This is a genomic window from Mycobacterium sp. 1423905.2, assembly GCF_001673155.1.
Lineage (GTDB): Bacteria > Actinomycetota > Actinomycetes > Mycobacteriales > Mycobacteriaceae > Mycobacterium.
In genome coordinates this window covers 22884-43193 of the sequence record NZ_LZLE01000167.1, presented here as the reverse complement: position 1 = coordinate 43193, position 20310 = coordinate 22884, and the positions used below count along the sequence as shown (strand labels likewise).

Genomic DNA, 20310 nt, shown 5'->3' with positions numbered 1-20310 from the left:
TGCGACGGGCAGAAGTCAGGTCAGACGGTCGGACTTTGCCGCGTGAGATACGTCCACCGCAATGTGACATGTGTTCCGTCAGGTGTGCGGTCGATGACCGCCTCGTCAGCAAGTGCTTGCATGAGCGGGATGCCGCGTCCCCGAATCTGAAACCGCCGGTCGGGGGTCCGCTCCGGAACGCTCGGACGCCACCGGCCGCGATCGGCAATCGTCACGGCCAGCGAGTCCGAATCGACGTCGTAAGCGGCGCTGAAATCCATCGTCCCGGGCTGCCCGGAGTCGACGTAGGCGAATTCCGCGGCATTGGCCAGCGCTTCACTTACCGCCAGCAGCAGGTCGCTGAACCGTTCAGGACCCAGCGTGAAGTGTCGATCAAGCCAGCTGCGGAACTCAACCCGGGCTTGCGTCGCGCTATGCGCATCTGCGGCAACTCGCATCCGCACGAAGCGGGTTCGGTCATCAACGTGAGACGTCATATGCGGGCTGGTGAAAAAGCGTCCTGCCGTCCTTCTTCGTCAAAAATCACGCGCCCTGGACACCGCTGAGCGCGGTATCCAGCGTGCGGTAGAGCGGGAACACACTATCGATTCCCATGAGTTTTATCGGCCGACTGGTCGCCGGGCCGTCCGCGACGACCGCAAAGCGAGTGGGTGGTACCACCTCCGACTGCGCCGCCACCAGAACGGTCATCCCCGCCGAGGCCAGAAAGTCCACCTTCGACAGGTCAACGATCAAAGCCGCGGGCTTGGTGGCCAGCGCGCTACTGATGGCCTCGGCAAGCTGCGGCGCGCTGAGCATGTCCACTTCACCAGAGACGGCAAGTACGGCCGCCCCCTCCGCCTGGTAATTCCCGACCTCGAAAGCCGTTCGATCGACGGGATTACCCGATTTTTCGACCATGCGTATCTCACATCTGTCCCTCGGGGGACACCGCGTTTCTTCGATATCCACTCTTGACCCGGTGGCTGTTTATTCAACCTTGCCGAACGCACCTGCCTGTAGCGAGACTCACTGCTGTGTGTGCAGTTCGGTGGAGGCGCAGCGACACACCGTTGGCGGTTAGTTTAAGGCACGCAGGTAGGTGAACATGCACCTGTGCTCGGCGGGGCGGGTTCAAGTCGCCTGAGATGCCGGTTCGAGTCCACGGGTCAGCGGCCGAACCGGCTGGGCGAAGCTCAGTCCCCGAGCGAGCACCAGGGCAGCCAACATGGTGGCGACGCAGACCAGCCCGTCGTCTTTGAGGCCCCACTTCACTGCGGCGAGGATGGCCGCTCCGGCCACGCTGAGCAGCACGCCCACCAGGACGCCGCGCCGGGCGTCGGCGATCGTGGCCGCGCCATCCCAACCCGGGAGCGGATTGTTCTCCAGTGGCCGAAGCGTCAGGAATTGCACGGCGACCACGGCCACCATGATCGAGAGCTGGGCGAAGCTGATCAACGCGAAGTACGGCTGCCCTGGATAACGCGGATAGCCGAGATAGTCGAAGGCCACGTGCACGGCCAGCAGCGCGGGCATGTGCCAGAGATAGAGGGTCATCGCCCCGGAATTGCCGATCGCCGTCAGCCACCACACGCGCGGCCGCTGTGCCCACCGGCGGATGGCCGGCGCTGCTGCCACCGCCAATGCACTCAACAGCACGGCATGGCCCGCCAAGAGCAGCGAAGGTGGCGTCATGTTGGGCAGGCGTTGGCCTTCGATGCCCACCAGGCTCAGCTCGTACGGTCCCCAGCGCAACAGGGCGACGTTGACCAGCAGCATGGTCAGCGCCGTGAGCAGCGCGCCGCGGGTTGTGAGCAGGTTGCGCCGATAGGCGACGCCGAACATGCCGGGAATCACCCACACACTGAGGTTGAGATAGCCGAGCGGCGCCGCGGCCGACCAATGCAATCGGACCGCGTCGATCAACGCCACCGCGCCGTATCCGGTGATGACCCCGGCTGCCAGCCGGCCCGGGGTGTTGATGTGCCAGAGGGCAGGCATGGCGGCCAGCACCAGAACGTAGGCGCCCAGGAACCACAACAGTTGGATACTGATTCCGGCCAGGGGCTCATAGATGTGTTCGGGCAGTACCGGATACAACGCGGTCAGCGCGACCGCCCAGAAGCCGAGATAGTAGAAGACCGGCCGGAACAGCCGGGTGCATCGGTTCATCAACCAGCTGCCCCAGGAAGTGCCCGGGCGCCAGGACGTCACGCAGGCTGCCGCGCCGGCGAAGAAGAACAGCGGCATGATCTGGAATATCCAGGTCAAGGCTTGGAATGTGGTTGAGGTGGTCAGCAGATTGTCCCAGATCAGCACGTCGTCGCGGATGACGCTGGTGGCCATGACGGTATGGCCGATGACCACGCCGATCAGCGCGGTGATGCGGATGACGTCGATGGCTCGGTCGCGATCGGCCGGGGTGCGCGCGGCCAGTTCAGCGGGGCTGGGGAAGCGAAGCGGAGTTGTCACGCCCACAGCATCACTGCCCGGGCAGGGCTGACACTTGAGTAGTTCTACCCGCGTCGGCTGAGTAGTTCGGCGCGGCGGCGGCGTCAGGCAGGCGGCGAGTTCAGCGTGACGAATTCATAGAGGTTGAAACCGATCATCACCAGCCTGCCGCATGGCTGGAACGCCAAGACTGACCCCAGCGGGTTGGTCGCCTCCTGGTAGCCGATCACCGACAATCCCTGGGCTGAGTCAGCCGTGCCCATCCACAGAGCGCCTTCCTCGGTCGAGGAGAACCAACACGGTCCGTCGTCCGTTCGTGCCCACACGACACAAAAATTGAATGCCTGCGGCCGATGGGGATTGACCTTCAAGTCGACTCTGTCGCGTAATGCGATGTTCGCGGCGTCAACATCCATACGGAAATACCACAGGTTGTAATCGCTCGATCCAACCGAACAGTTGGCCACCAGTAGGTCTCGATCGCGCACCGCGATGCTGTTAATCCCGCGTCGCGCCGCATCGTTGAAAACGGTGCGGGACATGATCTTCCCATCCGGTATCCGGACGAAGCACAGTTGTCCGTTCTCCGAGGCCGTCACGACGAGCGCGGACGAGTGCTCGGCGTAGACCAGGTAAACATCGTGAATGTGCTGCAGTCCAAAGGGGTTTACCGGAGCCGCCGACTGCAGATCAACCGCGACGACGAAGCGCAGCGGCGTGGTGGTTGCCGGGCTGGACCAGACCGTCAGAAAACCCGATGCGTGTCCGACAACCAGATAATGATGTCCACCGACGGCGAACGAGTCGCCACCGGTGGCCACACCGAATTCCGCGTCGTACCGCAATGTTCCATCGGGTCGGATCTCTGACCAGTCCCGGCCTACCGATCGACTCCAGACCACCATAGATTGCGAATCATTCGAGCTGACAAACGAATTGGCTGACAACCGAGTGATCATCTGAACACCGATGGCGGATGGACTGCTGACCGCGGTTCGAATAAGCGGACCCGAGGAACGGGTGGGGGTGTATCGAAACACGTCGAGCGAACCGTCCCACCGCCCCACCGCGAAATGATCGGTGTCCAGCCAACGCACGTCTTGCGCCATGCTGAAGGTGGTGCCGTCATCGGCGATAGGCAACTGGACGGCCGCCTGCGCATCTTCGGGCAGAAAGCGGATGCCGTGCGCCTCCAGTTCTCGACGGGACCGCAGGACGGGCGGCAGCGCCGCCGCCCGTTGCTCGAACTGTCTCATGGACAACTCCGCATCGCGCAGTGGGCGCAACGCGTTCGGCACAACCTCAGGCGCATGCTCATCGGCGCTGATCCGACGCGCGGGCAGCCTGCCGCGGTCGATCGTTGCCGGACATCGCCGGGTTTGACGGTCAGTACGGTGCGGTTTGTTGGGCGAGATTCAAGAACACGTAAGCAATGCAGAAAAGGAAATTGAGCACGACAAGCACCAGGCCGGCGAATAACAACGACATTGTGCCGCGGCGCCGCAAACGCTTGACCTTCGCGGCCCGTTTTTCCCGAACAATCTGACTGGCGATCAGAGCGAAGTTGACGTCCGTCAGTTCGCCGTCCACCGGCGGCGCACCGGCCGCCAGGTGTTGCAAACGTTTGGGCGGGATATCGACACCGACGTGAGCGAAGCGGCGGCACAGTCGTCGCGCTTGCCTTCGTCCCAGGACCGGCCCTCGCATCTGCAATTGATGCGGCAGCTTTTTTCGTTCATCGCCCCACGGGTTGGACGCCGTCGTCACAAGCGGGAGTCTAGATCGATTTCGTGATCAAAAGGAGACCTTCTCGCAATGTCGGCGCCGCGAGTTTTGCCTATACGAGCTAACAAAATTGGCCGAGATGCGCTGCCCTGGACCGCGGTACAGACTTGAACGAATTCGTGGGCCGCCTCGTGGTGGCGGGTGGGCGTTGGTCGCCGCTGACTCAAGGACGGTGGATATGGAGACCGGTCAATCCGACGGTGCGCAGGATTCTCGCGATGCGGCGGGGTTGCTGCGCGGCGCGCTGACCCGCCGGGGTGCGTTGTGGGGACTGGGTGCCCTGGCCGGTGTTGCCGCGGTAGACGTCGGCGGGTTCGCCTACGCCGGCGGTTGGTTGCGGCCAGACGCACTTACCCCGTCGCGATTCGCCGACAGGTTCGAGGCCGTCTATGGCCGCCATGACGGCTTCCGCCGCAATCACGCGAAAGGCCTCAGCGCGACAGGCACTTTCACCAGCACCGGCGCCGGCGCCGCCGTGTGCCGGGCGGCGATCTTCCAGCCGCGAACGGTCCCGGTGATCGGTCGCTTCTCGTTGGGCGGCGGTCTGCCGGATCAGCCGGACAAGCCGGACACCGTACGGGGACTGGGCCTGGCCTTTCAGGTCGACGGCCAGCAGTGGCGCACCGCCATGATCAACATCCCCGTCTTCACCGACAGCACCCCGCAGGGGTTCTACGAACGGCTGCTGGCCGGCAGACCGCGGCCGGACACCGGGAAACCCGACCCGGCGGCCATGGCATCGTTCCTCAAGCGCCACCCAGAGACCGCGGCGGCAATGAAGATCATCAAGTCGTCCCCACCGAGTGCGGGATTCGCCGACAGCACGTACTACGGACTCAACGCCTTCAACTTCACCAACAGTGCCGGCGCCACCGTCGCGGTGCGCTGGTCAGTCATAGCGCAAAGTTCCGGCGCCGCCCCTCGGCCGGCGGTGCCCGGCAGAGACTTTCTCTTCGACGACCTCATCCGCACGGTGGCCCAACGGCCACTGAGCTGGCGGCTGATGCTCACCATCGGCGAACCGGGTGACCCGACCAACGATGCCACCAAACCTTGGCCCGCATCGCGGCGCACCATCGACACCGGCACCCTCACCCTCACCGCTGTGCACACCGAAGAACCCGGCAACGCGCGAGACATCAACTTCGATCCGCTGGTGTTGCCTGACGGCATGACGCCTTCTGACGATCCATTGCCCCCGGCACGCTCGGCCGTCTACGCGCGTTCGTTCACTCGCCGCGCCGAGGAACCCAAGACACCGAGCGCGGTCAACGTCACCGCGGTGACGGCATGACCGACGCAACCGTTCCGGCCCGTTTCGCTCTCCCGTCGCGCGTGCTGCACTGGCTGATGGCACCGATGGTCATTGCGCAACTGTTCATTGGCGTCACTATGGTCGCTTCGCTGAGCTATTACCCGCTCCTGCTGTCCATTCATCGGCCCTTGGGACTGCTGATTCTGATCTTCGCCGGGATCCGGCTGGCCAATCGGCTCACCCACACGCTGCCGCCGTTTCCCCCGACGATGCGCCCCGCCGAACGCCGTATCGCCTCGTGGTCGGAATACCTGCTGTACGCGCTGCTGATCGTGCAGCCGCTGACCGGTTGGGCGATGCTCTCGGCCGCAAAGCTCCCGATCACCATGGTCGGGCCTTTTCGACTACCCACGATCGCCCCGTACAGCCTCGATGTTTACGGGGTGCTCCGCTTTTGCCACGGTCTATTCGGATACGCGCTGTTTCTCGCCTTCACCGCGCACCTTCTGGCCGTCCTTTTCCATACGCTAGTTCTGCGCGACCGGCTGATTAATCGAATGGCGGTGTGGCCCACCAAACCCGCATCCGCGCAACCGAACGAGGTATGACGATGGAGTATGACAAGGATCACACCGGTCTTGTCGTGATCGATCCGTACAACGACTTCATCTCCGAGGGCGGCAAAGTGTGGGACCGTCTCAAAGCCGTCGCCGAGGCTAATCGGTGCGTTCCACATATGCGGGAAACGCTCGAAGCTGCGCGGTCCGCCGGAATTCGGGTGTTCTACGCGCTGCACCGCCGCTATCGACCCGGCGATTACGAAACTTGGAAGTACATCGCGCCGATTCAGCAAGCAGCCTGGTCACGGCAGACGTTCGCCTACGGGTCCTGGGGCGGGGAAATACGTTCAGAATTCGAGCCGAAGCCGGGTGACATCGTCGCCGACGAGCACTGGTGCTCTAGCGGTTTCGCCAATACCGACCTCGATTTACAGCTCAAGCGACACGGCATACATCAACTCATCGTGGTGGGCTTGATCGCTCATACCTGTGTCGAATCCACCGTGCGGTTCGGCGCCGAACTCGGTTATGAGGTCGTGGTGGTGAAGGACGCAGTGGCCAGCTATTCGGATCGCGAAATGACGGCAGCACTCGAAGTCAATATGCCCAATTACGCCAGTGCCATTGTGACCACAAGCGAGGTCGTCGCTGCCATCTCCGCAGCGCACTAGCCGACCGAGCACCGACGACCCGCCTTGCGGATTGCAGCCATTGGTAGGTTCTGAGCATGCTCTTCGCGGCTTTGCGCGACATGCAATGGCGGAAGCGTCGCCTGGTGATTGCCATTGTCAGCACCGGACTGATTTTCGGCATGACCCTCGTGCTGACCGGCCTGGCCAACGGCTTTCGGGTCGAGGCTGAGAACACTGTTGATTCCCTCGGCGTCGACGCATTCGTCGTCAAGGCGGGCGCCGCGGGACCATTCCTTGGCTCCACGCCGTTCGTCGACGCCGACCTAGCGCGCGTGGCCACTGCGCCCGGCGTGGTTGCCGCGGCCCCGCTTGCCTGCGTCGGGACCATCATGAAAGACGGCGCATCGGGCCGAAACATCACCGCCTTCGGCGCACCCGACCGTGGCCCCGGCATGCCACAGGTATCGGTGGGCAGGGCGCCGTCGCGTCCCGATGAGGTTGCGGTGTCCAGCACGCTGGGGCGCCGCGTGGGCGACACCATCCAGGTAGGAGTGCACGAACTGCGAATAGTGGGTCTGGTGCCGAACTCGACCGCTCTCGCCAAGATCCCCAACGTCTTCTTGACTACACAAGGGCTGCAACAAGTTTCCTACAACGGGCAGCCGATGATCACCTCGATCGGGATCGTCGGAACCGCGCAACGGCTGCCGGACGGCTACCACAGCTACGATCGCGCCGGCGCCGTCAATGACTTGTTGCGTCCTTTGAAGGTGGCGGTGAATTCGATTTCCATTGTGGCCGTGTTGTTGTGGATCGTGGCAGCGTTGATCGTGGGATCAGTGGTGTACCTCTCTGCGCTCGAGCGCCTGCGGGACTTCGCGGTATTCAAGGCGATTGGTACGCCGACACGTTCCATCATGGCCGGACTGGCCCTGCAGGCACTGGTCGTATCGCTGTTTGCCGCGCTGGTCGGGATGGTCCTTTCCAAGCTGCTGGCACCGCTGTTTCCGATGATTGTCGCGGTGCCGATCAGCGCGTATGCGGCGTTGCCGGGTGTGGCCGTCGTAACCGGACTGCTGGCCAGCCTGGCAGGGTTGCGGCGGGTCATGGCCGTCGATCCTGCGCTCGCGTTCGGAGGACCTTGACCATGGGCGATCTGTGTATCCAGAACTTGGTCGTCGAGTACTACAGCGGCGGATACGCTTTGCGGCCCATCAACGGGCTGAACCTCGATGTCGAAGCCGGGTCGCTGGTCATCCTGCTCGGCCCCAGTGGGTGCGGGAAGACGACACTGCTGTCTTGCCTTGGCGGCATTCTGCGGCCGAAGTCGGGAGCGATCAAGTTCGAGGACGTCGACATCACCACGCTCGAAGGCGCCGCACTGGCCAAGTACCGGCGCGACAAGGTGGGCATCGTCTTCCAAGCGTTCAATCTGGTGCCCAGCCTCACCGCGCTGGAGAACGTGATGGTGCCGTTGCGTTCGGCCGGATGGTCGCGACCCGCGGCACGCAAGCGCGCCGAAGAATTACTCGAGCGGGTCAATCTGGGCGAGCGGATGAAACACCGACCCGGAGACCTCAGCGGCGGGCAGCAGCAGCGGGTGGCGGTGGCGCGTGCCATTGCACTGGATCCGCCGTTGATCCTGGCCGACGAACCGACGGCGCATCTGGACTTCATCCAGGTCGAGGAGGTCGTGCGGCTGATCCGCGAACTAGCCAATGGCGAGCGGGTAGTGGTGGTTGCGACTCACGACAGCCGGATGCTGCCGATGGCCGATCGCGTGGTCGAACTGACGCCCGACTTCGCCGATACCAACCGGCCACCAGACACCGTCCAGTTGAGGGCAGGCGAGGTGTTGTTCGAGCAGAGCACCATGGGCGAGTTGATCTACGTGGTGACCGACGGCGAATTCGAGCTGGTGCGCGAATTGGCCGACGGCGGTGAGGAATTGATCAAGGTCGCCACCCCTGGTGACTACTTCGGGGAGATGGGGGTGCTGTTCCATATGCCCCGGTCGGCCACCGCTCGTGCTCGCACCGACGCGACGGTGGTCGGTTACACCGCGCAAGCGTTCCGCGAGCGGTTGGGCATGGGCGGCGTCCACGACCTGATCGAGCACCGCGAGTTGGCCAGCGATTGATCGATCCGCGACGCGGGTACAACACCAAATCCTGAGGGGTTGCCGCCCGTCAGTGCGGATACGGCCGAATATGATCAGGCACGGAGCAACGAGCCGACCACAAGGAAGTGGAGAAGATGCCGAACGAGCAGCAAGCGGACCGGATGTCGTCGGGCAAGGGATTCGTGGCGGCGCTCGACCAAAGCGGCGGGTCGACGCCCAAGGCGTTGCGTCTGTACGGCATCGAGGAGGACGCCTATTCCTCCGAGCAGGAGATGTTCGACCTCATCCATCAGATGCGCTCGCGGATCATCACTTCCCCAGTGTTCACCGGTGACCGGGTGCTGGCGGCGATCTTGTTCGAGCAGACCATGGATCGCGAGATTGCGGGCGCGCCGTCCAGCACGTACCTCTGGGAAACCAAGGGCGTGGTGCCCATCCTCAAGATCGACAAGGGGCTGGCTGAGGCGTCCGACGACGTGCAGTTGATGAAGCCGATGCCGGGACTCGACGATCTGCTGAAGCGTGCCGTGACCAAGGGCGTATTCGGGACCAAGGAACGGTCCGTCATCGGAGGCGCCAATCAGGACGGCATTGCCGCCATCGTCGCCCAGCAATTCGACGTGGCTCACCAGGTGTTGTCGCACGGCTTGGTGCCGATCATCGAACCGGAAGTGACCATCTCCATCTCGGATAAAGGGCAGGCCGAAGAGATCCTGCGCGACGAAATCGCCAAGCGGCTGGACACGGTGCCCGACGGGCAGCAGGTGATGCTGAAACTGACTTTGCCCACCGAGGCCAATCACTACCGGCCGTTCGTCGACCATCCCAAGGTGATGCGGGTCCTTGCACTCTCCGGTGGTTACTCGCGGGACGAGGCTAACGAGTTGTTGGCGAAGAACACCGGAGTGGTTGCCAGCTTCAGCCGTGCGTTGACCGAGGGCCTTTCGGTCGATCAGTCCGACGAACAGTTCAACGCCACGTTGGACGAGGCGATCCAGTCGATATACGAGGCCTCGGTCGCTGGCTGAGCTGCCCGTATCGACGGTTCAACTCTCTTCTGGCCCGGCTCGATTGGCGTGTTGTGGTGGTGGCCAGGTGGCTTCAGGCGCCCAGCATCATCAAGCCGCCGTCCACGGCGATCAGTTGGCCGGTAATGAAATCGGATCCCGGGCCGGCCAGGAACACCAGCACCGGCCCGACGTCTCGGGCCGGGTTTCCCAACGCGCCGCCCAGGGGAATCATCGTTTTGAGCTGTTGGTCGATCAGCGCGCCGGCGTCCGGGCCGAGGAATTCCCGCAATCGGTCGGCGCCGGGCGTCTGCACCGCGGGCGCCAGTGCGTTCACCGTCACCTGGTCGGCAGCCCAGGCGCGTGCCGCTGACCTGGTCCAGGCTTGAACTGCTCCTTTGGTGGCGGCGTAGACAGCCGAAATCGGGCTTCCGACAACGGCTTCCGATGAGCCGAAGTTAACGATCTTGCCGCCGGTCTGCTTCATGACGGCGTGGGCGGCCTGATTGGTCAAGATCGTGGCTTTGACGTTCGTGTCCAACAGGAATGAGATCGCGTCGCCATCGATGTGACCCGGTATGCCGGGCTGCCAGAGGCCCGCGGCGTTGACCAACACGTCCAGTCCGCCCATGTGCGCTGCGGCGTCGTCAACCATTGCGGTGACGGCGACGCCGTCACGCACGTCGCACTGCAGCCAGCTGGCGGGTAGGTCGTCGGGTGGCGGCGTGCGGTGGTAGGTGGCAACCACCTGCGCTCCCGCTTGGCCGAGCGCCCCAACGGCTGCCGCGCCGATGCCGGTTGCCGCGCCGGTGACCAGGATTCGTCGGCCGCGCAGCGTCGTCGTCGTTTCTGCCATGGCCGAAACGCTATCCGACTAGCGCTTCGGACAGGCCTGTTGCGACACGGTCACGGCTGCATACCTATCCGTTAATCACTGGTCACAAGCACCTCAGCCATCACTATCGTCACAGAAACGAACTGCGGGCGTCAACGCGACGTCTGTTTCAGGGAAGGTGTGAGATGTCGGCGATTCCTCGCTTCGTTTCGGTATCGCTGGCAGCGACGGCTGCTATCGGGCTGATCCTTCCGATCGGCTTGGCGCCGACAGCGCATGCGTTGCCGTGCAGCGCACCGGAAGCGAACGTTCCGCCCCCGGCGAATGCGGTGGTAACCAACCCCGGGGGCAAGGTGCTTGGCCCGATGAATCGAGGACCTCGGCCCCGCGGGGCAAACGAAGGCGCCCCTCGGCCCAGGCGGGGCCCGCTACAGCGGGTACAGCAACCGGGCCAGCGCTACTCCGCGCCGGTACAACAGCAAGCCCGCGTCCCAGGCGCCAACCCCGGGCCCCCTGCTCCCACTCCACCCACCGCGGGCCAGCAGCCTCCCGCCGAGCAGTTGACTCCGCCCGGTGGCGCTGCTCAGCCGCCGAATCCAGCACCGGCACCCGCGCCGGCCGGAGCGCCCGACGCCGGTGACGCGCTCGGCGGCTCGAACACCTCGCTGGTCGAGTGGGTGACCGGACCGGACGGCCCGAACAAGACACTGGAGCGTTTCGGCATCTCCGGCACGGACCTCGGAATCCTGTGGGACAACGGCGATCCGGCTAACCACCAGGTGCTCATGGCCTTCGGCGACACCTTCGGCTACTGCGCCGTCCACGGTGACCAATGGCGGTACAACGTGCTGTTCCGCAGCAACGATCACGACTTGTCGCACGGTCTGCATGTGGACGCCGGTGACCCCTCCAACCGGTATGCCGGCTCTCCGACGCAGCAGCCCGGCTTCTCCCGGCAAGTCATCAACAGCATCAAATACGCCAACGAAGAGACGGGAATCATTCCGACCGCTGCCATCTCGGTCGGCAAGACGCAATACATCAACTTCATGTCCATCAAGCAGTGGGGCCGTGATGGGGAATGGTGGACGAACTATTCCGGGATAGCGATGTCCACCGACAACGGCCAGAACTGGGGGGTTTATCCCGGGACCATCCGCGCGGCGGGACCCGACACCGGGCGGGTGCCCTACGTCGAGGGCAACGAGAATTTCCAGATGGGCGCGTACGTCAAGTCGAACGACGGCTATCTGTATTCGTTCGGCACCCCGTCCGGTCGCGGTGGTTCGGCGCACCTGTCGCGAGTGCCTCAGCGGTTCATCCCGGATCTGACGAAATACGAGTATTGGAACGGTGATTCGAACTCCTGGGTGCCGAACCGGCCGTCAGCGGCCACTCCGGTCATCCCCGGCCCGGTGGCCGAGATGTCCGCCCAGTACAACACCTACCTCAAGCAGTATCTGGTGATGTACACCAACGGCGCCAACGACGTCGTGGCCAGGACCGCTCCCGCCCCGCAGGGACCGTGGAGCCCCGAGCACCTGATGGTGTCATCGTGGTCGATGCCCGGCGGTATCTATGCGCCGATGATGCATCCGTGGTCGACAGGTAAAGACGTCTACTTCAACCTGTCACTGTGGTCGGCATACGACGTGATGTTGATGCACACCACGCTTGGGTAGCAGCAAGGGGCTGCTCGTCAGGCGCGCGCCGCGACGGTGGACACCAGATCGGCCAACCGTTCGGGTTGGTCGACCATCGAAAAGGTCCGCGCTCCCGCGATGACCTCCAAGCGGGCATTGGGAATCGTCGCGGCTAGTCGTCGGCCGTCTTCTTGCTCGAAGAAGACATCGTCGGCCGACCACGCGACGAGCGTGGGCTTGTCGAACTCCGGCAGTCGGGCCGCGACGCCGAGGGTGACTTCGGTGCGCAGCGATAGCGAAAACCTCCGCAGGTTTTCGGCTATCGCGGCATTGGACAGCGCTGGCTGCACCCAGACGCGGGTGAGCGCGTCGATGTCTTGGTGGGCCAAGCCGGCGTAAGCGCGCCGCCGCGCCACCGGCAGTCGCATTGCCTGGATGGCGGAGCGGAACACCGCCTTCGACTTCGCCGCCAGTATCACCGGTTTCAGTATCGGCGGCGGAAAGTGTTCGAACGCATCGCAACTCGTGAGCACCAACGCCCCAAGCCGCTCCGGATGATGCACTGCCACCAGTTGGGTGACCACTCCACCGGTGTCGTTGCCGACGAGCACCACGTCGTTGAGGTCGAGGGCGGTCAACACGTCGGCCACCACGTCGGCGACGCCGGTAATGGTCGGGTCAGCGCCGGGGCGCAGCGGCTCGGGGTGTGCGCCGAGTGGCCAAGTGGGGGCGATGCAGCGCAGGCCCAGGTCGGCGAGAGGCTTGCTGACTTGCCGCCACAGCTGACCGCCCATCATGTATCCGTGCACGAACACCACGGGCCGTCCGTTCTCGGGTCCGGTTGCCTCGTAATGGATTGTTCCGGCGTTGATGTCGATCGTCGGCATGTCTGACTCCCACTTCCTAACTTTACGTACAACCTGCCGGTAACTTACCAACAGGTTGTACGGAAATCAACAGCCGGTGCTAGATCAATCGTCCGGTCATGCCCGCAACGCGGGGTGTAGACGGGCGCCCCTGACGTGGAAGTGCTTCGCATTGGTGTGTTTCGGCGTTAATGTCGATCGTTTAGGTGCAAGCCAGCTACTGCGATGCCTGCGACAGGTCGGATGGAAGTCAAGAGACGCACTCAGGAGGAGCGCTCCGCGGCAACCCGCGCGGCGTTGATTTCGGCTGCTCGCAAGCTGTGGGGTCAACGCGGTTACGCAGAGGTCGGCACACCCGAGATCGCCAAGGAAGCCGGCGTCACCCGCGGGGCGATGTATCACCAATTCACCGACAAGGCTGCGCTTTTCGGGGCGGTGGTGGAGGCGGTGGAAGACGACGTGATGCAGCGGATGGCCACCGTCGTGGCGTCGTCCGGAGCTGCGTCGCCCGCCGATGCGATCCGCGCCGCCGTCGACGCGTGGCTCGAGGTGTCCGGTGACCCGGAAGTTCGCCAGCTCATTCTGCTCGATGCACCTGCGGTGCTGGGCTGGGCGGGATTTCGGGCCGTTGCCCAGCGATACAGCTTGGGCATGACCGAACAGCTGCTCACCGAAGCCATCCGGGCCGGCCAATTGGCGCGTCAACCGGTGCGTGCACTCGCGACGGTCATGATAGGTGCGCTCGACGAGGCGGCCATGGCCATCGCCACTGCCGATGAGCCCAAGCGGGCCCGGCGCGAAATCCGGCAGGTGCTTCAACGGCTCATCGACGGGCTGCTCGACGACTAGCGAAGCCGGCCGAGTGTGCATTGGCGGCTTCGGGTGAGCGCCCACGGCGGGATTCCGAGCCGTTCGCCGCCGTCGGCTCACACTGGAAGCCAAGGTTGCACACTGACCGCCATGGTGCGCCCCTACGAGCGCGTTCCGGGCCCGGGTCGACCGCCAAATATGATCGTCAACCGTGAGACCTCGGATTGGCATGGGTATCGCGGCACTTGCCTTCTCACTGGCGGCCAGCGTTGTTGCCCCCGCAGCGCAGGCTGACCCAAGCGTCGGCCTGCCACCGATCGCTACGACCGGAGCCGGCCCGATCATCGGTGGCGGTGATGACGCGGAGCAAGCGCGAATCGCCCGGCAGCTGAGCAATCTTGACGAACCGGACATCCAAGAAGGGGACGGCTCGGACGCGGCGGCGTTCATCGGTGCGGCCGCTTCGACGAAGAACTCGGCACTGTCGTCGGCCTTCGTGCCGCTGCAACGAGCGCTGGGCTGCCAGAAGGACAACACCCCCTTCGGCGCTCGCGCGTATCGGCGCGCCGACGGCCAGTGGGGCGGGGCGATGCTCGTCATCGCTCAGAGTGCGACGACCAATCTCGACGCCCTGACCGCATGCATCAAGTCGAGTTGGCCCGCGCCGTCGCCCGCAGGAACCACATCGATGTGTACCAGCGGATGGACCTACCCCACATCCGGTGAAAACCACCGGCCCGAAACCTATTACGTCCTGTTGGCGGGTACCGCGGGTGACTTCTGCGCTGTCCTCAACGAGAGCTACGGCAACTTCGCCACACCCTGGCCCTGACCGACGCGGACGCCTATTTGGCGGCCGCTATCGATTGCTTGGACAGTTCGACGGCGATCTCACATGGGTCGTGCAGCGGTCTCTTCTGATAGCGAATCGACCATTCGAAGAAGTCGTCCTGATATTGGATGGCGACGTCACACAACCGGTTACTGGCCTGGGTCACCGACGCGACGGCGATGAACCCGTGGTGACCGTCGATGGTGATGTCTTCAACGCGCGGTCGCATCCGCTCTTCGCTCTTGCGTTCCCGGCCGATCGGGCTGCCGCGAAACCAAGTGAACGAAAACCATGGACCGTCGATGGATCCGCGCGCCAACCACTGACACCCCGCGGAGTTGCGGGCGGTGGTCACCAATCCCGGCACGCGGGTCAGCCGGCTGACGGTTTCATCGGTCACACCACCGCATTCGGGGAAAAGCGGTCCATGTCCGGCCGTACGGGTTGTCGATGGGGCCGACGAGCGCGCTTCATTGGAGTTACCGCCGCCCGAGCAGGCGGCGAGCAGCGGCGGGAGCAGCGCGGCCACAATCGCCAGAGCGGCCACCGCACGCGGATGTCGGGACATGTTGGTAATCACTCATACCGGAAAGTGCGGAGCAAAGCCCGCCTGCGCTGCTACGGCGTCTTGAGGAAGACGTCGTTGAGGGTGACGGAGCGCAAGTTGCGCGCCCGGATGATTTCGACGAGCTGGGGATAGACGTGAGTGATCGGCAAATGGTTGAGGTGTCCGATCACGATCCCCTGCGGGACGAAGTACTGATCGGCCATCTTGACGATGTATTCCTCGGTGATCAGCGTCGAGTCCGACAGCGATCCCGACCAGAGCACCGGAACCGCGTACCCGAGATCGGTGGCGACCGAATCGACGTTGGCGTCGTGCTTGGCGTAGGGCGGGCGCCAATACGGTTTGGCGCCAACTCCGTACGTCTTTTTCAGGAAGTCATCGTTGCGCACCAGCTGCTGGGCGATCTGCCCCTTGTTCAGCGTCGTCAAGTCGGGGTGTGACCAGGTGTGGTTGCCGAGCTGGATCTGTCCGGAATCGACCAGGGGTCGCAGCAGCTTCAGGTTGTCGGTCCACGAGTCGTAGACGCCGTTGACGAAGAATGTCAGCCGCATGCCGGTGTCTTTGGCGAATTGCGTATAGGCGCGTACGACCTCGGAGTTGACGCCGTCGTCGACGGTCAGCGCCAGCAGGTCACCCTTCCCGGGTAACTTGTTGAGCACCCCACCACCGGGCAGTCGGATGCGCGCGCTCGGGGGCGGCGGCGGCAAGAGACCGGCGACGGTCGGACCAGGGGCCGGGTTGGCTGCCGCTGCGGGCGCCTGGGCGAACGTGCGAGGTTGCGGATCGACCATGCAGCGCGCCGCGCCCACGCTGACCACCGTGGCTGCAGCGAGGGATCCGAGGAACCGGCGCCGGTTCAGCTCTGACATAAAACGGCCGCGATTCTGCTGCGCCGCCAACCAGGCAATCCCGCGTGCAGGACTCCTAGGTTGACTAACGACGACGCCACAGCAGCGAACCGTACCATGACCAGGCTCGATCGATGTGGACCCGCGCGCGTGTTGACCAGGGCGGCAAGCCGCACGATACGGCGCCCACGCCGGGATAAGTCGACGTCAGCGTGAAGTCGGTCAAGCCGGGTCGTCGGCGTCCCACGGCATGACACCCGAGACCCAGTGGCTGAGCTGCTCCACTTGGTCGTTGCGGTGCAGGTGGCGTGGTGGGGTGGCGAAGCTGGAGTAGGGGCGGCAGCGAATCACCACCCGGTTTTCCCGCGCGCACATCTGCGCGATGGCCGGGCGAGCGTCTGCGCCAAGTGGTTCACCGGACATTCGCCCGGCGACGGCCATCATGACGTCAACGGCGAGATCCGGGTCGGGATCCAGCGTCGCGTCGGCGTAGACCTGCAGATAGGTGAACGGCCATCGCTCGTCGAGGACGCACAGGCTGACCTTGTGGTCGCGTTGGATGATGCGTGCCTTACCCCGGCCCGCCATCGTCGAGACCAGCAGTTCGTCCTCGTCGGTGGGGACGTAGTACACGATCGACATCGCCGGACCGTCGTTGCGGCGGCGGTAGCCGAACACGCAGGTCCGGTGGGTGCGCACGAATTCCCGTCGCTCCGACGGGAGCATGTCGCGATCAGTGGGAGCCGTGTAGGGCTCGGGTGCCAGAGGCAACAGCATGGGGAGGTCCTCGGGTGAAGGGCGTTGACCGCCCCAGCGGATAATGGTTACAGTGTTGCCATTAATCATCCGAGTGTCAACCAGTCGTCGGGCCGTCCACGCGGCCGCCCGGCTGTGCCGCTGGACCGGATCCTCGCCACAGCACTCGAAATCATCGACGAGCAGGGAGCCGACGCGCTGTCGATGCGCTCGCTGGCGCAGCGTCTCGGGTCCGGCACCGCCACGCTCTACCGGCACTTCGCCGGCCGCGCGGAACTGGTCGCGATGGTTGTCGACCGCATGCTCGGCGAAGTGAAGATCGACACCGCCGAACTGTCCTGGCAGGAAGCCTGTACTTCGTTGGCCCGCCGGATGTTTGACGCGCTGGAGCGACACGGCAATCTCGCGCCGCTGTTGATCGGCCACGTTCCGACCGGTCCCAACGCGTTGGCGCAGCGGGAGTTCCTGTTGTCCGTGCTGCTGCGAAACGGGTTTGCATCGGTCACCGCAGCGCATGCCTACGCGACGTTATCCCGGTACGTGCTCGGATTCGCGATTCAAGCCTCGAGGTCAGCGGCAGCGGAGCGCGACGACGCCGACGTGTCGGCAACGTTTCGCGACCTCGATCCGGCACAGTATCCGGCCACGGTGGCGGTCGCTGACGAGCTTCCGGTGCCATTGGCCGAGGAATTCAACTTCGGGTTGCAGTTGATCGTGGCGGGGCTGGCACAGCTGCGACGCTGAGCGCGACAATCACCTCATGTCGTCTAGCCGGTATGGCTCAGGCACTCCCGGGTTGGCCAGCCGAGTTGCTCCCACATGGACAGCTTGTTCCATTCTTTGATGAATTCGGCGAGCTTCCCGTCCTGAACCACGAAAAGCGCCGCCGCTGACCACCTCGCAGTCCGGCCGGTAGGCTGCGTGTCTCCGTGTGGCTTACCGCCATGAGTGCCTTCGGCGGAATAGCGAACGCACACCCGGTCGTCCTTGGCGAACAGCACGTCGAAGCTGACGATGTGTAGATCGTCCACTTGCTCCATGAGTCGGCCGTGGTCCTCCGCATAGTCCTCAAGGGTGTGGACGTCCGGGAAGGTGGTCGGCGCAATGAAGCGATTGTTCGGCGCACACAGATGCTCGACGGCTTGGGCACTCGCGCGACCGGGGGTGTAGGAGATCTCGATGTATTCGCGGACGAGGTCGATGTTGGATTGCTCGGCCGGCGTATGACCATTACCCGATCCGCTGCCCGCGGCTTCAGCGCTCACTCGCCGAAGCCGGCGAGCTGAGCCGGCGACGGCGCACCGGCAGGATTACCACCCACAGAGCCGGCGGCAAAGGCGGCGCCCTCATCGATCATTGACCGGTCGTCGGCGTAGGTGTTGTGCGCGGCGAAGTTCAGACCGTCGGAGCACACCGGGTCGCCGGTCTCACATACCTTCAATGTCTTCGATTGGTACAGCGGACCGATGGCCAGCGGCGGCTGGCCGAGGAATTCCATGGCCCGTGGGTTGGGTGTGCCGAACAGGACAACTGAGGAAACGTGGTCTGCCATTTGAGGATCGAGTGGCCTGGGGACACTGGCCGGATCGACGCCCTCGGGCACTGCAGCGGAAGTGACGAACCCCATCACGGCAGCGCCCTGGGAGTATCCGCTGAGCACCATGTGTGTCTGTGGGCAGTTCTGCGCCGTGGAAAGGACATGTGCGCCCGCATCCCGGACGCCTTCCACGCCGGTGCCCCATTGGTCGCTGGCAGGGTAGTTGACGGGGTACACATCCATCGACCGATCGCCCAGCCGCGGACGGAGATCGTCGACAAAGGCTTGCCCGGTCGCTCCCACTCCGGGCGCCTCGCCGGTGCCGCGGGCGAAAAGCACCTCAACGTCGGGGCACGGGGAGGCCGAGGCGGAGGGCAGGGCGGAATCGAAAAGGGCCAAACTGCCGAGGCCGGCGGCGGCGAATGCTGCAGGGACGAGAAAACGAACAACGTGGCGTGAAATCATGGGCAGGAGGTGCCCAGGGAATTCTGCGCCAAACACCGAGTTTCCTGTCAATTATTCAAGTTGCCGCGGGAATGGCTTGGACGCGAATCCGGTCGTCGTCGCCACTCTTGCACCAATACAGCGCCGAACTGAAGCCGAACTGAACCCGTGCATACGCCTCACGTTGGGTCGCACTTAACCTCAGGCTGATTCTCACCGCTGCCCACTGACGGCCCAATCATTAACCTACTGAACAACTTCGGACCGCACAGAATCGACAGACACCGATGGCAGAAGCCCACCGGCCAGACCGGCGTTGGCATCGGCGGCTGCGCATCCCATGGCTGAACCTCCTTGGTGTGGTCGCCATCGTTGCTGCCGCCACCGCGATCACGACCAAGAACTTGCCCGACGACCGACCGAACCAGCTCCTCAACGTCTCCTACGACCCGACCAGGGAGTTGTACGCGGCCCTAGACCAGGCGTTCACCGCGCAGTACCGGACTCAGACCGGCACGAGCCTGGAGATCAAACAGTCACACGGCGGGTCGGGTCGGCAGGCCCGCAGTGTGGTCGATGGCTCGCAGCGCGCCGATGTGGTGTCTTTGGCACTGAGCAGCGACATCGATGTGCTGCGCAAGCGCGGGTTGGTGGCGGCCAACTGGCAGTCCCGGCTACCGAACAATTCCGTGCCGTACACCTCGACGATCGTGTTCCTGGTCCGCAAGGGCAACCCCAAGGCCATCCACGACTGGCCGGACCTGGTCAATGGGGACGTCTCCATCGTGACGCCTGATCCGCGGTCCTCGGGCAATGGGCAACTGAGCGTCCTGGCGGCGTGGGGATCGGTCACCACTCGCGGTGGTAGCCCAGAGCAGGCGGCGAGTTTCCTGCGATCGCTGCATCAGCATGTCGCGGTGGCCGACGCCGGCGCGCGTGGTGCCGGCATCAGCTTCTCCGTCCAGCGTATCGGTGACGTCCAGTTGACTTGGGAGAACGAAGCATTGCGCGAGGTCGCCGCGAACAAGGACGAAGTGGAAATCGTCTATCCGCCCGTCAGTATTCGCGCCGAGCCGGCTGTGACGTGGGTGGACACCAACGTCACCGACCCCAAGGTGGCCACGCACGCGAAGGCGTACCTGAACTACTTGTTCACCGACGTGGCCCAGGACTTGATGGCGCAGAACGGGTATCGGCCGGTCAAGCCGCAGATCCTGGCCAAGTATGCCAACCGACTGCCCGACCTCGGGCTTTTCCCCATCACTGACATCGCCAACGACTGGGCGGACGCGCGGGAGAAGTTCTTCGGCGACTACGGAATTTACGACACCATCACCGCGCCGCCGGTCACCCCGGCCCCGGCGACCTAGCGGAAAGACT

Annotated in this window: 23 protein-coding genes; 11 read left to right on the top strand and 12 right to left on the bottom strand. The window is 64.2% G+C overall.

The annotated features are described in order from the left end of the window. Nucleotides 1-20: 20 nt before the first annotated feature. From A9W95_RS09790 to A9W95_RS09770, 5 genes are all read right to left on the bottom strand, one after another. Nucleotides 21-476 carry an ATP-binding protein gene (locus A9W95_RS09790; protein ID WP_067411392.1) on the bottom strand — a complete coding sequence of 152 codons (456 nt, stop codon included), beginning with the start codon at nucleotides 474-476 and terminating at the stop codon, nucleotides 21-23. A gap of 46 nt (nucleotides 477-522) precedes the next feature. Beyond that, nucleotides 523-900, bottom strand: a complete 378-nt coding sequence (locus A9W95_RS09785) for an STAS domain-containing protein (protein WP_067411446.1) — start codon at nucleotides 898-900, stop codon at nucleotides 523-525. Between the two features lie 213 nt (nucleotides 901-1113). After that, nucleotides 1114-2451 carry an acyltransferase gene (locus A9W95_RS09780; RefSeq protein WP_067411443.1) on the bottom strand — a complete coding sequence of 446 codons (1338 nt, stop codon included), beginning with the start codon at nucleotides 2449-2451 and terminating at the stop codon, nucleotides 1114-1116. An 83-nt stretch (nucleotides 2452-2534) separates the two neighbouring features. Further along, complete coding sequence (locus A9W95_RS09775; protein WP_156746103.1) at nucleotides 2535-3686, bottom strand: hypothetical protein; 1152 nt, start codon at nucleotides 3684-3686, stop codon at nucleotides 2535-2537. Between the two features lie 130 nt (nucleotides 3687-3816). Next, nucleotides 3817-4197 carry a hypothetical protein gene (locus tag A9W95_RS09770; RefSeq protein WP_082982993.1) on the bottom strand — a complete coding sequence of 127 codons (381 nt, stop codon included), beginning with the start codon at nucleotides 4195-4197 and terminating at the stop codon, nucleotides 3817-3819. Nucleotides 4198-4393: 196 nt separating this feature from the next. Between A9W95_RS09770 and A9W95_RS09765 the strand changes: the two genes are divergently transcribed. The 6 genes from A9W95_RS09765 to A9W95_RS09740 all read left to right on the top strand — a co-directional run bounded on the left by A9W95_RS09765 (nucleotide 4394) and on the right by A9W95_RS09740 (nucleotide 9812). Then, on the top strand, nucleotides 4394-5509 hold the full coding sequence (locus tag A9W95_RS09765) for a catalase family peroxidase (RefSeq protein WP_253851610.1): 1116 nt from the start codon (nucleotides 4394-4396) through the stop codon (nucleotides 5507-5509). After that, nucleotides 5506-6078 carry a cytochrome b gene (locus A9W95_RS09760; RefSeq protein ID WP_067411387.1) on the top strand — a complete coding sequence of 191 codons (573 nt, stop codon included), beginning with the start codon at nucleotides 5506-5508 and terminating at the stop codon, nucleotides 6076-6078. Before A9W95_RS09765 ends, A9W95_RS09760 begins: the two co-directional genes overlap by 4 nt. Before the next feature lie 2 nt (nucleotides 6079-6080). Next, complete coding sequence (locus A9W95_RS09755) at nucleotides 6081-6701, top strand: cysteine hydrolase family protein (RefSeq protein WP_067411384.1); 621 nt, start codon at nucleotides 6081-6083, stop codon at nucleotides 6699-6701. A gap of 56 nt (nucleotides 6702-6757) precedes the next feature. After that, nucleotides 6758-7807 carry an ABC transporter permease gene (locus A9W95_RS09750; protein WP_067411381.1) on the top strand — a complete coding sequence of 350 codons (1050 nt, stop codon included), beginning with the start codon at nucleotides 6758-6760 and terminating at the stop codon, nucleotides 7805-7807. Nucleotides 7808-7809: 2 nt separating this feature from the next. Continuing rightward, on the top strand, nucleotides 7810-8802 hold the full coding sequence (locus A9W95_RS09745; protein ID WP_067411378.1) for an ATP-binding cassette domain-containing protein: 993 nt from the start codon (nucleotides 7810-7812) through the stop codon (nucleotides 8800-8802). Nucleotides 8803-8918: 116 nt separating this feature from the next. Beyond that, nucleotides 8919-9812, top strand: a complete 894-nt coding sequence (locus A9W95_RS09740) for a fructose bisphosphate aldolase (protein ID WP_067411434.1) — start codon at nucleotides 8919-8921, stop codon at nucleotides 9810-9812. Nucleotides 9813-9885: 73 nt separating this feature from the next. Here A9W95_RS09740 and A9W95_RS09735 read toward each other — a convergent pair whose 3' ends face one another. After that, entirely contained in the window at nucleotides 9886-10647 is a 762-nt protein-coding gene (locus tag A9W95_RS09735) for an SDR family NAD(P)-dependent oxidoreductase (RefSeq protein WP_067411376.1), read from the bottom strand. A 164-nt stretch (nucleotides 10648-10811) separates the two neighbouring features. Between A9W95_RS09735 and A9W95_RS09730 the strand changes: the two genes are divergently transcribed. Then, nucleotides 10812-12308 (top strand): DUF4185 domain-containing protein, encoded by a 1497-nt coding sequence (locus tag A9W95_RS09730; RefSeq protein WP_067411373.1) that lies wholly within the window; start codon nucleotides 10812-10814, stop codon nucleotides 12306-12308. Nucleotides 12309-12325: 17 nt separating this feature from the next. Here A9W95_RS09730 and A9W95_RS09725 read toward each other — a convergent pair whose 3' ends face one another. Then, nucleotides 12326-13156, bottom strand: a complete 831-nt coding sequence (locus A9W95_RS09725) for an alpha/beta fold hydrolase (protein WP_067411371.1) — start codon at nucleotides 13154-13156, stop codon at nucleotides 12326-12328. Between the two features lie 222 nt (nucleotides 13157-13378). Here A9W95_RS09725 and A9W95_RS09720 point away from each other — a divergent pair, with 222 nt between their 5' ends. Continuing rightward, nucleotides 13379-13984, top strand: coding sequence for a TetR/AcrR family transcriptional regulator (locus A9W95_RS09720; RefSeq protein ID WP_067411368.1), 606 nt, complete (start codon nucleotides 13379-13381; stop codon nucleotides 13982-13984). 190 nt (nucleotides 13985-14174) lie between these two features. Continuing rightward, nucleotides 14175-14777, top strand: a complete 603-nt coding sequence (locus A9W95_RS09715) for a hypothetical protein (protein WP_067411365.1) — start codon at nucleotides 14175-14177, stop codon at nucleotides 14775-14777. Nucleotides 14778-14790: 13 nt separating this feature from the next. Here A9W95_RS09715 and A9W95_RS09710 read toward each other — a convergent pair whose 3' ends face one another. The 3 genes from A9W95_RS09710 to A9W95_RS09700 all read right to left on the bottom strand — a co-directional run bounded on the left by A9W95_RS09710 (nucleotide 14791) and on the right by A9W95_RS09700 (nucleotide 16970). Continuing rightward, complete coding sequence (locus A9W95_RS09710; RefSeq protein ID WP_067411430.1) at nucleotides 14791-15345, bottom strand: DUF3558 domain-containing protein; 555 nt, start codon at nucleotides 15343-15345, stop codon at nucleotides 14791-14793. Between the two features lie 50 nt (nucleotides 15346-15395). Further along, nucleotides 15396-16205, bottom strand: coding sequence for a polysaccharide deacetylase family protein (locus A9W95_RS09705; protein WP_067411427.1), 810 nt, complete (start codon nucleotides 16203-16205; stop codon nucleotides 15396-15398). 210 nt (nucleotides 16206-16415) lie between these two features. Next, nucleotides 16416-16970, bottom strand: coding sequence for a pyridoxamine 5'-phosphate oxidase family protein (locus A9W95_RS09700; protein ID WP_067411362.1), 555 nt, complete (start codon nucleotides 16968-16970; stop codon nucleotides 16416-16418). 120 nt (nucleotides 16971-17090) lie between these two features. On the opposite strand from A9W95_RS09700, the gene A9W95_RS09695 reads away from it, so the two are divergent. After that, on the top strand, nucleotides 17091-17693 hold the full coding sequence (locus A9W95_RS09695) for a TetR/AcrR family transcriptional regulator (RefSeq protein ID WP_067411424.1): 603 nt from the start codon (nucleotides 17091-17093) through the stop codon (nucleotides 17691-17693). Nucleotides 17694-17716: 23 nt separating this feature from the next. On the opposite strand, the gene A9W95_RS09690 is transcribed toward A9W95_RS09695, so the two are convergent. Both A9W95_RS09690 and A9W95_RS09685 read right to left on the bottom strand, forming a co-directional pair. Continuing rightward, nucleotides 17717-18214, bottom strand: coding sequence for an ester cyclase (locus A9W95_RS09690; protein ID WP_067411359.1), 498 nt, complete (start codon nucleotides 18212-18214; stop codon nucleotides 17717-17719). Then, nucleotides 18211-18951, bottom strand: coding sequence for a cutinase family protein (locus A9W95_RS09685; RefSeq protein WP_067411357.1), 741 nt, complete (start codon nucleotides 18949-18951; stop codon nucleotides 18211-18213). Before A9W95_RS09685 ends, A9W95_RS09690 begins: the two co-directional genes overlap by 4 nt. A 266-nt stretch (nucleotides 18952-19217) precedes the next feature. Between A9W95_RS09685 and A9W95_RS09680 the strand changes: the two genes are divergently transcribed. Then, nucleotides 19218-20300 carry a sulfate ABC transporter substrate-binding protein gene (locus tag A9W95_RS09680; protein WP_067411354.1) on the top strand — a complete coding sequence of 361 codons (1083 nt, stop codon included), beginning with the start codon at nucleotides 19218-19220 and terminating at the stop codon, nucleotides 20298-20300. Nucleotides 20301-20310 lie beyond the last annotated feature (10 nt).